Source organism: Chlorobiota bacterium (assembly GCA_016710285.1).
Lineage (GTDB): Bacteria > Bacteroidota > Ignavibacteria > OLB7 > OLB7 > OLB7.
Genome location: JADJXR010000001.1, coordinates 643,556 through 657,180 on the forward strand (window position 1 = coordinate 643,556; position 13,625 = coordinate 657,180).

Sequence of the window (13,625 nt, forward strand, 5' to 3'; positions counted from 1 at the left end):
GCATACCTTGCTTCCCATACTCCATGAGCAACACCATTACCGACCAACAGGAGCCGCGCAAACGGTTCTCGCTGCGTGACTCCTTTGCCAGCACACGTTTCGTGTACCGCTACCTGAAACCCTACCGATGGAAATTTTTCTTTTCGATTGTGGCGTTGCTTCTTTCCTCCGGGACCAGCCTTGCCTTCCCGTGGCTTAGCGGGCTGCTGATTGGCGTTGCCACCAACGCAAGCCAGCATCCCGGGTGGACGCTGGAGGGGGTGGCGGCGTTGGCGTTTGGGATCTTGGTGGCGCAATCGCTCTTCAGTTTCATTCGGATGTACAGCATCAGCGAGGTGGCCGAGCGTTCCCTTGCGGACCTTCGCCGCGACCTGTTTGCGCGGATGATCCGGATGCCGATGAACTTCTTCAACGCCAGCCGTGTGGGTGAGCTTTCCAGCCGCATCAGCGTTGACATCAACACCATCCACACCACGCTTACCACCACCACTGCCGAGCTGATCCGCCAGACGATTATTATGATTGGCGGGCTTGGGCTTATCATCTACACCAGCCCACGGCTAACGCTGTTGGTGCTGGTCCCAATCCCCCTGATTGTTGCGATTGCCGTTGGGTTCGGGCGGGCAATCCGTGCCGGAAGCAAGCGGGTCCAGGACCTGTACGCCCAGCTGAATGTGACGGTGGAGGAAACGCTTCAAGGCATTGCCGTTGTGAAAGGCTTCACCGCCGAACAGCGCGAGACCGAACGCTACCAACACCAGATCGCCGACATTGTTGGCGTTTCGCTGAAGGTGGCGCGCTCCCGTGGGGCGTTTATCAGCTTTATCATCTTCATCCTGTTCGGCGGCATCACCGGGGTGATTTGGTACGGCGGGACGCTGGTGCAAACCGGCCAACTCTCCATTGGTGCGCTGGCCACGTTCATTTTGTACGCGGTGTTTGTTGGCGGGGCAATGGGGAGCTTTGCGGATTTGTACAGCTCGATCCAACGTGCGGTGGGGGCAAGCCAGCGGGCCAGAGAGTTGTTGCTGGATGAAGAGATTGAGGCGTTGGAACGTGAGGGGGAGCAAGCAATCCACGAGGGTGATATTGAGTTCCGCAACGTCCGGTTCCGCTACGCCACCCGCCCTGATATTGAGGTGATTCGGGGGATCAGTTTTGCGGTTCCGGCGGGTTCCAGCATTGCGTTTGTTGGCGCGTCGGGCGGGGGGAAAAGCACCATTGCGGCGTTGCTGGCACGGCTGTACGAGCCGGAAAGCGGGATCGTGGCGGTGGGGGGGCGCGACGCACACAGCTACCCGCTTGGCCAGTATCGCGAAGCCATTGGGATTGTCCCGCAGGAGATCACACTGTTTGGCGGAACGATTGCGGAGAACATCGGCTACGGGAAGGAAGGGGCAACCGAGGCAGAGATCACCGAGGCGGCACGGCTTGCCAACGCCCATGATTTCATCACCGGGTTTCCCGAAGGGTACGCGACGATTGTTGGGGAGCGTGGGGTGCGGCTATCGGGGGGGCAGCGCCAGCGGATTGCGATTGCGCGGGCAATCATCAAAAACCCAGCAATCTTGGTGCTGGACGAAGCCACCAGCTTCCTTGATGCCGAGTCGGAGCACGCCGTGCAGGAGGCATTGCGCCGGGTGATGCAGGGCCGCACAACCGTGATTATTGCTCACCGCTTAAGCACCATCCGCCACGCTGCAACGGTGGCGGTGATGGCGCAAGGGGAGATTGTTGAGCTTGGAACCTACGCCCAGCTTATCGCCGCCGACGGGCGTTTTGCGCGGCTGGTTCGGCTGCAACAACAGATGGGGGAGGATGTTTTGCACGAGGAGTTGATCGCGCCATAATCTTGGGATCGGCTGGTGTGATTGCCGTATCAACTGATGTTCGTGCTATTTCTTTCGCGCTATCTCTATTGCGGGTTCTGTGCGTTTCATCAGTGGATCTTTGACAGGTCCACCCCGGCAGGAAGCCCTTGTGGGAATCGGGCAAACTTATGCATCTCCGATTCTGGTGCCTCCACATAAAATGCTGTTGTGGTCGCATTAAGGGTTGTCGCCCCCCCCCATACCAAGGTTACTGGCAGTGAACCTATGAGATACCAACCATGGCTAAGAGTAAGAGTAACTAATCCAGCAAACCATATCCCAGCGGTAGTTGGCGAATTTGTTGTGCGGGCAACCCGCAGGTCTATTGATCCAATTAACGTTTTGGGAATGGCACCGATCCATGTGTTGGGCACCAACAACCGTTGCCCGATATCGCTGATGTAGCTGGAATCAGCAATGAAACTCAGGACGTACAGTGTGTCGCTTTGGATAGCCAGAAGTTCGCCATCAAAAATCGGGTCTTTGTTGGCATTGAATAGCGTTACGTCGGCCCCTTTGGTATGGGTCATGATAGCCTCCGGTTTGGGTAAATGCGAGTATCCCACGCATCCCACAAACGACGCAGCCACCATCAACAGCCCTATCGTGATATTGATTTTCATCGTTCTTCCTCGGTTATTGAATGACCTTTGATGACCAGAACTCTTGCTCCATTCCCCCTTCCATCCCTTTGAATTCCACCGCTAATTCGCGCCACACAACCGGATTGTTTGCCGCCAGGGCCATTAGCTTGGGAAGTTGTGGAGGGTTGTTCCACGCCGGGCGCATCCATTCCAGATAGTAGCCTTTGCTACGAACAAAAAACTGTGCGTTGCCGGCATCGTTCGTGCCAAACGAAGGTTGTGGGAAGATCAACGAGAACTGATCGCCGGGTAGGCTAAGCAGGTACTGCTGGTCATCCCCGCGAAGCTGGCGTATGGCAGCCGTGTCGGGGGTGCCGTTACGCTGCACATCTATCGGATGCAAAACGGAGGGGACGCGCAACCCGACGATGGTGGCCAGCATTGCACAATCCAACCGCCAATGCCCTTGTGTTAGCCGCAACTTCACGCGCAGGCTATCCTTCGCGTTGGCGGCTGCAGGGATTGGCACCAGCATCAGGTTCCGCGCCAATGGCCCATATTCTTTGAAGGTCCCCACCGAATCCCACCGCTGGGCCGTGCTGTTCCAGACGAAACAATCAATTCCCCCCAACAGGTCTTCGGCACTGCGAAACGCATGGCGCAAGGACGAATCCGATTCAATAGCAGCAAAGACATCGGAAACAGAATGCCCCATCCAAGAAAGCGCAGTATAGAATAAGAATGTGGAGAGAAGGGATTGCCGGAAACCAAGGATAAGCGCGCCATTGCCTTGCGTTGGATACGGGAATTGCAGGGTGATCTCCTCGCGCAATTGAAGATTTTCGCCATTGGTTCGGCTGGTGCGTTCGTTGCCATCAAACTGGCTAAGCAACCACGCGGCATCACCTTCTTTTGCAGCGGCATGGCTTGGCGGGGTGATGTTCGTTACAGCGTAGAATTGCTGGTCGCTCCCCTGCACAATCTGCTCGCCGCTGTGGCACGGGACCGCAAGCAGCGCCACCGAATTCACAACGTGGGTTTCGTAGGCTTCGTTCTTCATCGTCAGCCGATGCCTGCCTTGCCGGTCAACGATGGGCGGATGCTGCAATGGGTCGGTGTCCGCTGCCTCCAACGATGGCGCAATCGAACTTGAAAAACCTTCAGCATCGGCATAATGAACGCTGGTGGAAGGTCCGGAATAGAAGGTTGGGCAAGAACCGAAACAAGCCTTTGGATTAGTAATGCACGCAATGGTGATCGCTGCATTCATAACGGTGAGTTCCATTAGGTATCCTGTCACCGCACCATCCAATGACTCAATCGGCCGGTTAGTCTCAATAATGGCAATGTCCGCAGCTTGCAACGCCACTGCACCGCTATCAATAAACAAGCGGTTGACGTCGTATCGGCTGGCAGCGCCCGTAACGGTTTTCCCTAGCGAGTCGGCGACCCACCCCGAAACGAACACAAAGACCTCCCCGTTTTTCATGTGAACCTTCAAATAATCAGGCGCGGGGTTGGCCGTATGGATCATTGTGTTCACATCGCTGTAAGTGCTGCGGAAGGTGTGCTGAAGGGTATGGGTGCAGCATAATGCGCTAAGCATCAACAAACACAAACCCACAGCCCCCTTTTGCGTGAATGATAAGCCGGTGATTGCCATAGCCGATGGTAGATTAGATTGAACCGTGTTGAAGCCCGTACAAACTTCATCAATCGCACGTCCGGCAATGTCATGGCTTTGTCAAAGAGATGTCGGTAATCTATGCCCTCCTGAATCTGAAGCTGACTTTGTAAGATTCTTCAGCCGCAATTCCCCAACTGTTGGCGGGATGTGGGGCATGGGTGTATATTGGGTTCCGGTTTTCACGGAGGGCTCGCATAATGGTATTGCAGCGGTCTTGAAAACCGCCGGGCGCAAGCCTGTGGGGGTTCGAGTCCCTCGCCCTCCGCTCACGTAACGTCGTTGGAATCGCCAAAGCGGCGGCCAGTGCAGCCTATTTCATCGCTTGCTGGCCTCCGCTTCTGTTTCGCAACAATCGGCTTGTTATTTTCGGTGCGTTTCCGGTGCGATTGCCATTTCCGCCAAGCAACAACAGCAACGTCTGCATCCATTGCTTCGATATGCCCAGACTTCCGCACAACTTCCGCCAACCCCTTCTGTTTGGGACCCTGTTGCTGGCCCTGGCAACCCTTAGCGGCTGCTTGCTTGCCGAACGGAAAATCTACCGCTTCACCCTGAACCCCGACGGCAGCGGAAGCGGCAGCATCACCTTCTACAACGTGATGTCGGTGGAGGAGGAGTCGGAGGATGCCAGCGTTAAGGATTTCACCGACCTGAAGGAACGCTATCTGAAGGGAACAGAGTTCGAGGACCAACGCCCCGGGCTGACCAACGTGAAAAAACGCCTGTTCGAAGAAAATGGAACCCTGTGCGGGGAGTTCACCTTCGACTTCGCTTCCTACCAAGATGTTGGCCTGTACCGCTTTGAAGGAAAAGGTCCCTTCATGTATTTCACCCGCCCGGGTGATTTCAATCCTGAAATCTATCTCCGCTCCAACGGGACCTACGGCGGCGAAACCATGCCGGTCGTGTTTTGGCCGGAGGGAACCACCCGCATCGAGATGGAGGCCATGTACGACAAGCCGGAGCGGAAAGCAACATCGCTTCTCGGCTTGTACAAACGGTATGGCGACGACTGATCCCGCACGCAATGCTCATCTCCCAGTTCCTTCAAGAATTTCACCAAGAACTCCCCCTGTCGTTGGCAATGGCCGATGACCCCGTGGGGGTGCAGATTCTTGTTGAAGATCGCCCGCTGACCAACGTTGCCGTTGCCTACGAACTGGACGAGCCGACGATTGACCGCGCGATCCAAGAACATGCCGAACTGGTTGTGGCATTTCACCCCCTGATCTATCCATCGCTGAAACGTATCACCGGCGCAACCCGAGTGGAGCGTTGCGTGGCGCGGTTGATTACCGAGCGGATGGGGCTGCTGATTGTTCACACTGCGTTCGACGCGCACCCGAACGGCACAAGCGCGCTGTTTGCCCAGGCGCTTGGTTGCGCCAACATTGCGCCGCTTCAACCCGTGGCGATTCTGCCGAACGGAGGGATGGGGGCCATTGGAACTTTGGAACACCCGCTGACGCTGGAAGAATTGGCCAAGCAGGTTTGCGCGGTCTGCAAGGTTCCCACCGTGCGCGTTTCGGTTCCTGCGGGAAGCCGCGCCGATGCGGTGATTCGCCAAGTGGGAGTGTTGGGGGGAAGCGGGATGAGTTTTTACGACAGCGCGGTGCAAGCCGGGGCCGATGTCTTCATCACTGCCGACGTGCGCTACCACGGGTTCCACAGCGCGAACGACCGAATCCCAGTGATTGACCCCGGGCATTTCGAGACAGAAATCTTTGTGGTTGATGGCGTGGCCCGATTGCTACAAACCACAGTGGAACGCACCGGAGCGGCCATTGCCGTGCACCCGCTTCACGAGGGGACCAACCCGGTTCGGTACCTCAGCTAATACTTTTCAGAACGCAAACAGCATTACCATTCAGGAGGCATAGAACACCGTGGATGAAGAACTAAAAAAACTGTACCAGCTCCAACGGGTTGATCTGGAGCTTGATGAGCTTGACGATCGCGGCGGTGAGCTTCCGACCGAGGTGGAAGCATTGAAGAAACGGGGCGACGCGCTAAAAATCGCTGCTGCAACCGAGGAGAAGAAACTGCGCGAGCTGCGGAAATCCCGCACCGACACGCACGCCGAAATGCAAAGCCTTACCGAACGGAAACGCACCCTGAACGAACGCTTGCGCACCGTCAGGAACAACCGCGAATACGACGCAACCACCACCGAGATTGAAGCCGCCGATGCCGAGGAGCAACGCCTTGCGCGCTACTTGGTGACGCTGGACACGCAGGAGGCAACGGTTATCAAGGACATTGACACCTTAAGCCGCCAGCGCGACGAAGCAATCCGCGAGCATGAGGAAAAAAGCAGTGTGATGGCCACCATCCGCGAAACCAACGCCGATGAGATCACCGCGCTGAAGGAGAAAAAGGCAGAGATGGTTGGGCAAATCTCCCCCGACCTTCTGCGCAAGTACGAACACATCCGCAACGCCTACTCCGATGCCGTGGTGAAGGTCCGCAAAGGGGCCTGCAGCGGGTGCTTCCGCGCACTGCCGCCGCAAACGTTGGTGGAGATGCGCCGTGGCGAGCAACTGTTCACCTGCCAACACTGCCACCGGATTGTGGTGCTGGAAGAACTGGTGGCCCCGCCAACCGTGGCAACAGAGTAACGTTTTTTACGCCCGCACAGGCGGACCGATTCTGCTCCTTGACAATTCAGACATCCGGAGTGTGTTGGGCAGCCGCTGTTGCCCCCGAACCAACGGGGCCGCAACAGAGGAACGTCCGAACTCCACAGGGCGGCGTGCCGGCTAACGGCCGGGCGTTCAATTGCTGGCTTCCGCCAGCGAAAGGCGACGGAAAGTGCAACAGAAAAAATACCGCCCCGGTCCCATAAGGATCGGGGTAAGGGTGAAAAGGTGAGGTAAGAGCTTACCGCGTTGCGGGCAACCGCAACGGCAGTGCAAACCCCACGCGGAGCAAGGCCAAATAGGGCATCGGAACGGGGCGGCCCGCCTTTGAATCGCTTCCCCCAACGGAAGCGGTTCCCGATGCCGGGTAGGCTGCTGGAGCGGATTGAGCAATCATCCGCCAAGATCAATGGCTGCCTCCCTTTTGCCGCATGGCAAGGAAGACAGAATTCGGCGTACAAACACGCTTCGGATGTCGTTTATTTCTTTCGCTCTCTCTCTCACGTTCCCACTCATCGTTTCTTCTGGCACAACTACCGTGAACGACCGGCTTTCCCAGATGCTCCAATTCCTGGAGCAGGACCCCAACGACAGTTTCGCCCGATACGCCGTCGCGCTGGAGTATGCCAGCCGCAAGCAATCGGGGGACGCAATCGCCATGTTGGTGGAGCTTCGGCAGCGGGACCCGGAGTATGTTGCGCTCTACTATCAGCTTGGCGGGTTGTACGCTTCGGCGGAGCGGATGGAGGAGGCCGAAGAGGCCTACCGTACCGGAATCGCGGTGGCAATCCGCAACAACGATCGCCACACCGCTGCCGAGATAGAGGCCGCGCTGGACGAACTTGACGCGCTACGCTGAATCCCCTTCCTCGCTTCCCAAAACGCTCTCCCACTCCTGCGAAACCTCGCCAAAACGGAGTTGCACGGTTGTTCGGCAAAGCTGCCGGAACATTGCTGCCCCTTCCGGCAACGCTTCTTTCACCCCCTGCAATTGGCGGCGAACCACTTCAAGATCGCCCCGGGCAATCGGGCCGGTTAAGGCTTCGGCAAGGGTGGATATCTCCATTCGCTGCGCGCTTTCTTGAAGGAATCGGGTGACGGTTTGGCGTGCGGCATCGTCGGGCAATCCGGCGGCGCGGTACAGGTCCGCCGCAACGGCATGAAGGGTCATGGAAAGATTGGAGGCAAGGGAAGCTGCGGCATGGTACAGGTGAAGGAGTTCGGAAGGGACGGTGACGAATCGCGGGAAAATCCCTGCCAACAGGGATTCGGCAACGGAGCGGGCGGTTTGGCTTGGCGGCTCAATCCGCCACGTGATCCCCGCCGGAATCGCCGCCAGCCCGTTCAGCGAGGCGTTGGGATGAAGCACCATTGCCGTCGCGCCCCGCTGGGAAAGGGGCCGCAGGACCTCCACCGACTGCGCCCCTGAGGAATGGATGACCGTTACTCCATCCCACTGGTCCCGCAGCCCTGCAATCGTCTCCGCAACGCTGGCGATTGCCGAATCGGAGACGGCCAGCCAAAGGTAATCCACCGGAAGTTCGGCCAGTTGCTCCAGCCGAAGTGGCGGGGCCTCAAAAAAAAATTTCGCGTTCCCCGTAACGCTTCGGCTGGATAGCAGTGCAACGCGCTGGTTCTGAAAAGTGTGCAACAAGGCATGGGCAAGCCGCCCGGTGCCAACAATTGCAAGCCGTGCTGCCGGATGTAAAGCAATTTCAGCCATGTGTGCGGCCTATTAGAATCAGGGTTGTCGTTCCTTCTGCGGAAAAACATTTTCCCGCCCCCCTTGTTGGGATTGGAACGAAAACATGTATTTTCGCAAACGTTACTTCGAAACAGGTATCGCCAAGATACCATAACCAACTCATCAACAGTTCAATCTGACATGAAGTTCAAAGCACTTCTCCTTCCTGCAATTGTCGCTCTGGCATTGGTCTCCTGCGGCAAGAAAGCTGACGCACCTGCTGCCGACACGACCGCAGCACCAGCTCCGGCAGCTACAACACCAGCTCCGGCACCGGCTCCGGCACCAGAAGCAACAACGCCAGCACCGGCCACCGGTGACTCGGCCGCTGCAAAGCCAGCCGACACCGCAGCAAAGCACTAAGTTCGCTTCCAGCGAAGCAATCCCCCGCTTGGTGATACCATGCGGGGGATTTTCGTTTTCGCTTCAGCCTTCGGTTTTGTTCGCCGTTCCTTGCGGGTTCCACTACTAACCTATCCAGCACGCGCCATGCCAACGCTTTCGCCATTCCGTCCGCTTCGCTTCAATCCCGAATTCTTCTCCAATCTTGGCCTGCTGATTTCGCCCCCGTACGACGTTATTGGCCCTGCACTCCGCGAACAGCTGGCCGAGCAAGCCCCGTTCAACATCGTCCGGCTGATTCTTCCCGCCGGCAGCCAGCCGTACGCCGAAGCAAGCCAGCTGCTGGCTGATTGGAAGCAGAGCGGCGTGGTGGTGCAAGACCCCCAAGAAGCCATTTATCCCTACCGCCAAACCTTCACCCACCCGCAAACTAACCAGCGGATTGTGCGGACCGGGTTCATGGCAACGCTGCGGCTTGCCCCTTTTTCTGCGGGGGAGATTTTGCCGCACGAACGCACCCTTAGCGGCCCCAAACAGGATCGCCTGCGGCTGATGCTGGCAACCCACGCCAACCTTGAACCAATCTTCGGAATCTACGCCGACCCAGCCGGGGCAACCACTGCGGTGCTGAACGCAGCCACCAAGCAGGAACTTCCAACGATTGATGCGATGGACAGCGAAGGCATTCGGCACGAAGTCTGGCAGATGACCGAGGCGGAGACGATTCAGCAACTGAAGACGCACCTTCAGGGAAATCCCGCTTTTATCGTGGATGGGCACCACCGCTACGAGACCGCGCTCCGATACCAAGAACTTGCTCGGGAAGGAAGCAATGAGCCGATTGGGGCGTTGCCCTGCGATTGGATTATGATCTTCCTTGCCCCAATGAACGACCCCGGATTGCTGATTTTGCCGACGCACCGGCTGGTGCATTCCCTTCCTACTTTCAACTTCGGCCAAGTATTGGAGCAGCTTCGGGAAGATTTTTTGGTGACGACCCCGGTAGCCCCTGCCGACGGGCTTGCACTGCTGCAGCAACACGAATCGCGCCCCAGCTACTTGCTTTCCGATGGCAACGTTTGTGCGGTGGTGGTGGCAAAGGATTCCGAAACGGCCACGCGCCTTACTTCCCCCGAAAATCCCGCAGCCGTTCGCAGCTTGGATGTTAGCCTGCTGCACGATCATCTTTTTGAGCGGCTGTTAGGAATCACGCAACAACAGCAGCTGGAGCAGACCAACCTACGCTACGTCAAGAACGCCACCGAAGCATTGGCCGCCCCAGGAACCAACGGCGTGCAGCTTGCGGTCCTGATGAATCCAACACGGTTGGAGCAGGTTGTGGAGGTGGCAACATCCGGCGGAGTGATGCCGCAGAAAAGCACGTTTTTCTACCCGAAGCTGGCCAGCGGCTTGCTGATGAATCCGCTTGGGTGAGAATGCAAGAAGAGAGAGAAATGGTGGAAACAGAACAGCCCCCACGCTTCGCTGCGTGGGGGCTGTCTTTTTTTCCGTTGGCGTGATTTGGCGGGGAAGTTACTTCACTTCCAGAGCAACCAGCCGGGTGGATCCGCCGCGAGTTTTCACTTGCATCAAGATCACATCCCCCTTGCTGGCATCGCTGACGATCCCCTCCAAATCCCCGGCGGTTTTTACCTGTTTGCGGTTTGCCGAGACGATCACATCGCCGCTGCTGATCCCTTGCGTCATTGCTTCGCCGTACATCTCGGTGCTGGTGACCAGCACGCCGCTGCTAACGCCAAGCCGTTTTTTCATGGATCCATCAAGCGTCTGGACCTCCATCCCCAAGCCGCTCAGTTTCGCGCTTTCGCGGCTGTCGCTTGATTCATCGCGGTTTTCGCGGGTGTTGTTGCTGGCCGATGCATCTTCCTCGGCATCCTCGGCGCGTGGTTTCAGCTTCACCCCTTTTTCGAAGGTGCTGCCGTCGCGGAAGATTTTCAGTTTCACCTCATCGCCGGCCCGTTTTTGGGCAAGCAGGTTTTGCAGGTGGTTCGGCGTTTTCACCGGAACGCCATCCACCGTTAGGATGACATCCCCTTGCCGCAATCCAGCATCGGCGGCAGAGGTTCCTGGCATGGTTTCTTGGATCAGAACTCCATCCTCGGCTCCCATTCCCAACGCTTTTTTCAGGCTTTGGCTAACCGGCTCAATCTTCACGCCGATGTAGCCACGGTTTACTTTCCCATCCTCAATCAAATCCTGGGCAACGGCACGCGCAAGGTTGATGGGGATTGCAAAGCCGTAGCCTTGATAATATCCCGTGCGCGAGGCGATTGCCGAGTTGATCCCCACCAACGCCCCGCGCAAATCGAACAATCCTCCGCCAGAATTCCCCGGATTGATTGCCGCATCTGTTTGGATGAAATCTTCCACGCCGTAGCCACGTTCGTCGCGGTTCAAGTTCAGCTGCCCGCGGCCAAGTGCCGAGACGATCCCTTGCGTGACAGTGGAGTTCAGCCCCAGCGGGCTGCCGACGGCAATCACAAATTGGCCAACTTGAACTTCATCGCTGTTGGCCAGCGCGGCAACCGGAAGTCCGGTGGCATCAACTTTAATCACCGCAAGGTCGGTCAGTGGGTCGCGGCCCACCAGCTTTGCGTCCATTTTGCGCCCGTCGGAAAGCTCCACCTCAATCGTTCCCCGCTCTGCCGATTCAACAACGTGGTTGTTCGTCAGGATATAGCCATCCGGCGTGATGATTACCCCGGACCCCGAACCCCGCTGCGGCGTGTTTGGCATTCTGAAATTGAACCCGCCCCACGGTCCCCCCAGTATATCCTCCTCGTCTTCTTGATTTGATGTCTGTTCGCTGCGGGTGGTAACTTCGATGCTAACCACTTGCTGGGTGACGGCTTTGCTGACGGCAACGAAAGCATCGTTCAATGCCTTCACTTCGTTCGATGGGACCACCGGCGGCGCATCGGCCCCCAGCTTGACATCGGGACCGGCCAGGCCGAACGGTATCTGGCGGAAATCGGTGGCGATCAAGGCCCCCACCACGACCGAGGCGGCCATCAGGCCACCCACAATGAACCCTTGTTTTCTGTTCATCGCTGTGTTCTCCTTCCTTGCAAAAAAAAGATCGTTAGGCTGAGTTGTTGTGCGTTGCTCTCGGTTCAAGATCGAGCTGTCAACGTGGTAGAAATTGGTTCGGCTACGCGCTCCGTCCTAATTCGATTTCGGTTGTTGTTGCCCCCTGGGCTGCCAAGATTTTCCCGGCAACTGGGCTTACTCGCAGCCGCCGCATCCCCTCAACATGAAACTTGATGAAGGAGGACAAGGCATCGTAGAGTTCCGTTGCCGCAGCCGTGCTGGCCACGATCGTGTTCAAATGCTCGGGCTGTGCGTTCAGCACCTGGCGCAGCAGCGTCCATGAGGGCGTTGGCAATGGGCGATAGCTTGCTGCCTCGGTATGCTCGGCACAAAGGGGCGCGCCCATCGAGATGCTGTACGGGACGCTTTCCTCGCGCACGGAAACTTGTTCATCGCACACGCCGCACTCGTCGGTCCGCAAGGCGTACCCCAACTCGTTAGCCAGACGCGCCATAAACCACAACGTCACGGCTGGCGGCTGAACGTCGGGTTGGTCCAGCCCTTGCAGCGCGGCAACAAGGCAATCGAACAGCTGTTGGTGCGCGCCGTCGTCATGCAGGCAGGCGTTGACCAGCTCAAGGATTGTTAGCCCGGCGGTCATCCGCTCCAGCGTGCTTCCCAGCCGTGGGAATCGTGCGATTGTTTCGGCGGAGGAAAGGGTCTGAAGGTCGCGGCCTTCCTTCCAATAAAATATCAACCGCAGATAGCCCATCGGCTGCAGCACCGATGCATACTTGCTTTTTGGGCGGAAAGCCCCACGCGCAAGGACCGTAAGTTTCCCACGGTCGCGCGTGAAGCAGGTGACAATTAAGCTGGTTTCGCTGAAACGCCGGGTGTGCAGCACCACGGCCTCGGTGTTCAGGATCACGAGCGGCGGCTCCGGCCAGCAGTGGTGTTCCGCACGCGCACACGAACGGCGCGGGGGGATTGTTGCAAGCGCAACCCGGCCACAATCGCGACGGTTACGACGGCAATGCCAAGTATCAGTTCCATAGCCTCAAGCAAAAAAGATGTGAGCGAAGTTTTCCGGGCCAGGGGAAGGACGTACCATATTCCGGCGTAGTTTACCCCCGTTGCTGCCGCCTTCGGAAGAGCATTCCATCGGCCAGAAGGTGGCTGAAATATCCAACCACCGCGCCCAGATAGTAGGGCAATCCATCGGCCACGGGTTGGCGGGCGAAGTACATTGGCCCCAGCAAAATTGGGGAAGGGACCACCAACATTGCCCACACGGTATGGGTCCACCCACGGTGGCGGCTTAGGATTGGGATCAGCGCAAGGAACCCCAGCAGCGCGGCCTCCTTCCACATCCCAAAACAGAGCAAGCCAAGATCAAGCAGAAAGAAAAGCCGGTAAAACAGCATCTGCCCTTTGCTCTTGATGTCAATGTCCGGGAACAGCGCGAAGACCACCGCCAGCCAAACAATCACCACCCCTTGAACCACTTTTTCCGACAGTGGCAACGCCGCCGCCAGCGTGGTGAAACTTAGCCCCGCAACCAGCATCGCGCCGAACAGCACGGCAATCGAAATATGTCCTTTGTAGCCTGGCATTCTGGCGCGAAGATAGCACGCTGGGGGATCGGATAACGCAGAAAAATGATAACATTGCGCCGGTCATCTCACACACGCACACGCAATTCCCCCA

At 57.6% G+C, this 13,625-nt stretch carries 14 protein-coding genes, 1 tRNA gene and 1 other RNA gene; 9 read left to right on the plus strand and 7 right to left on the minus strand.

The window, feature by feature from the left end:
* Positions 1–23: 23 nt before the first annotated feature.
* Positions 24–1,850: an ABC transporter ATP-binding protein gene (locus IPM61_02300; GenBank protein MBK8910138.1), complete on the plus strand. Its 1,827-nt coding sequence runs from the start codon at positions 24–26 to the stop codon at positions 1,848–1,850.
* 89 nt (positions 1,851–1,939) lie between these two features.
* Here the strand turns inward: IPM61_02300 and IPM61_02305 are convergent, their stop codons facing one another.
* Positions 1,940–2,494: a hypothetical protein gene (locus IPM61_02305; protein MBK8910139.1), complete on the minus strand. Its 555-nt coding sequence runs from the start codon at positions 2,492–2,494 to the stop codon at positions 1,940–1,942.
* A gap of 13 nt (positions 2,495–2,507) precedes the next feature.
* Complete coding sequence (locus IPM61_02310) at positions 2,508–3,998, minus strand: hypothetical protein (protein MBK8910140.1); 1,491 nt, start codon at positions 3,996–3,998, stop codon at positions 2,508–2,510.
* Positions 3,999–4,325: 327 nt separating this feature from the next.
* Here IPM61_02310 and IPM61_02315 point away from each other — a divergent pair.
* Positions 4,326–4,407 (plus strand) — tRNA-Ser (locus IPM61_02315).
* 1 nt (position 4,408) lies between these two features.
* Here IPM61_02315 and IPM61_02320 read toward each other — a convergent pair.
* Positions 4,409–4,570, minus strand: a complete 162-nt coding sequence (locus IPM61_02320) for a hypothetical protein (protein MBK8910141.1) — start codon at positions 4,568–4,570, stop codon at positions 4,409–4,411.
* A 9-nt stretch (positions 4,571–4,579) separates the two neighbouring features.
* On the opposite strand from IPM61_02320, the gene IPM61_02325 reads away from it, so the two are divergent.
* From IPM61_02325 to IPM61_02345, 5 genes are all read left to right on the plus strand, one after another.
* Entirely contained in the window at positions 4,580–5,158 is a 579-nt protein-coding gene (locus IPM61_02325) for a hypothetical protein (protein ID MBK8910142.1), read from the plus strand.
* Between the two features lie 11 nt (positions 5,159–5,169).
* Entirely contained in the window at positions 5,170–5,979 is an 810-nt protein-coding gene (locus IPM61_02330) for a Nif3-like dinuclear metal center hexameric protein (GenBank protein ID MBK8910143.1), read from the plus strand.
* Between the two features lie 49 nt (positions 5,980–6,028).
* The gene (locus IPM61_02335; protein ID MBK8910144.1) at positions 6,029–6,760 is read left to right on the plus strand and encodes a hypothetical protein; all 732 of its coding nucleotides are present in this window, start codon (positions 6,029–6,031) and stop codon (positions 6,758–6,760) included.
* Between the two features lie 56 nt (positions 6,761–6,816).
* Positions 6,817–7,255, plus strand: an RNA gene (rnpB, locus tag IPM61_02340) — RNase P RNA component class A.
* Between the two features lie 64 nt (positions 7,256–7,319).
* Positions 7,320–7,640: a tetratricopeptide repeat protein gene (locus tag IPM61_02345; GenBank protein MBK8910145.1), complete on the plus strand. Its 321-nt coding sequence runs from the start codon at positions 7,320–7,322 to the stop codon at positions 7,638–7,640.
* Here IPM61_02345 and IPM61_02350 read toward each other — a convergent pair.
* The gene (locus tag IPM61_02350; GenBank protein MBK8910146.1) at positions 7,632–8,504 is read right to left on the minus strand and encodes a DUF2520 domain-containing protein; all 873 of its coding nucleotides are present in this window, start codon (positions 8,502–8,504) and stop codon (positions 7,632–7,634) included. The two genes, IPM61_02345 and IPM61_02350, sit on opposite strands and share 9 nt — an antisense overlap.
* 162 nt (positions 8,505–8,666) lie before the next feature.
* On the opposite strand from IPM61_02350, the gene IPM61_02355 reads away from it, so the two are divergent.
* Both IPM61_02355 and IPM61_02360 read left to right on the plus strand, forming a co-directional pair.
* Positions 8,667–8,888, plus strand: a complete 222-nt coding sequence (locus IPM61_02355) for a hypothetical protein (GenBank protein MBK8910147.1) — start codon at positions 8,667–8,669, stop codon at positions 8,886–8,888.
* Positions 8,889–9,014: 126 nt separating this feature from the next.
* A complete protein-coding gene (locus tag IPM61_02360; protein MBK8910148.1) occupies positions 9,015–10,301 on the plus strand; it encodes a DUF1015 domain-containing protein in 1,287 nt (428 codons plus the stop codon).
* Between the two features lie 99 nt (positions 10,302–10,400).
* Here the strand turns inward: IPM61_02360 and IPM61_02365 are convergent, their stop codons facing one another.
* The 3 genes from IPM61_02365 to IPM61_02375 all read right to left on the minus strand — a co-directional run bounded on the left by IPM61_02365 (position 10,401) and on the right by IPM61_02375 (position 13,531).
* Positions 10,401–11,936: a Do family serine endopeptidase gene (locus tag IPM61_02365; protein MBK8910149.1), complete on the minus strand. Its 1,536-nt coding sequence runs from the start codon at positions 11,934–11,936 to the stop codon at positions 10,401–10,403.
* A 103-nt stretch (positions 11,937–12,039) separates the two neighbouring features.
* Positions 12,040–12,846: a DNA repair protein RecO gene (gene recO / locus IPM61_02370; protein MBK8910150.1), complete on the minus strand. Its 807-nt coding sequence runs from the start codon at positions 12,844–12,846 to the stop codon at positions 12,040–12,042.
* Between the two features lie 196 nt (positions 12,847–13,042).
* Entirely contained in the window at positions 13,043–13,531 is a 489-nt protein-coding gene (locus IPM61_02375) for a metal-dependent hydrolase (protein ID MBK8910151.1), read from the minus strand.
* Positions 13,532–13,625: the final 94 nt, after the last annotated feature.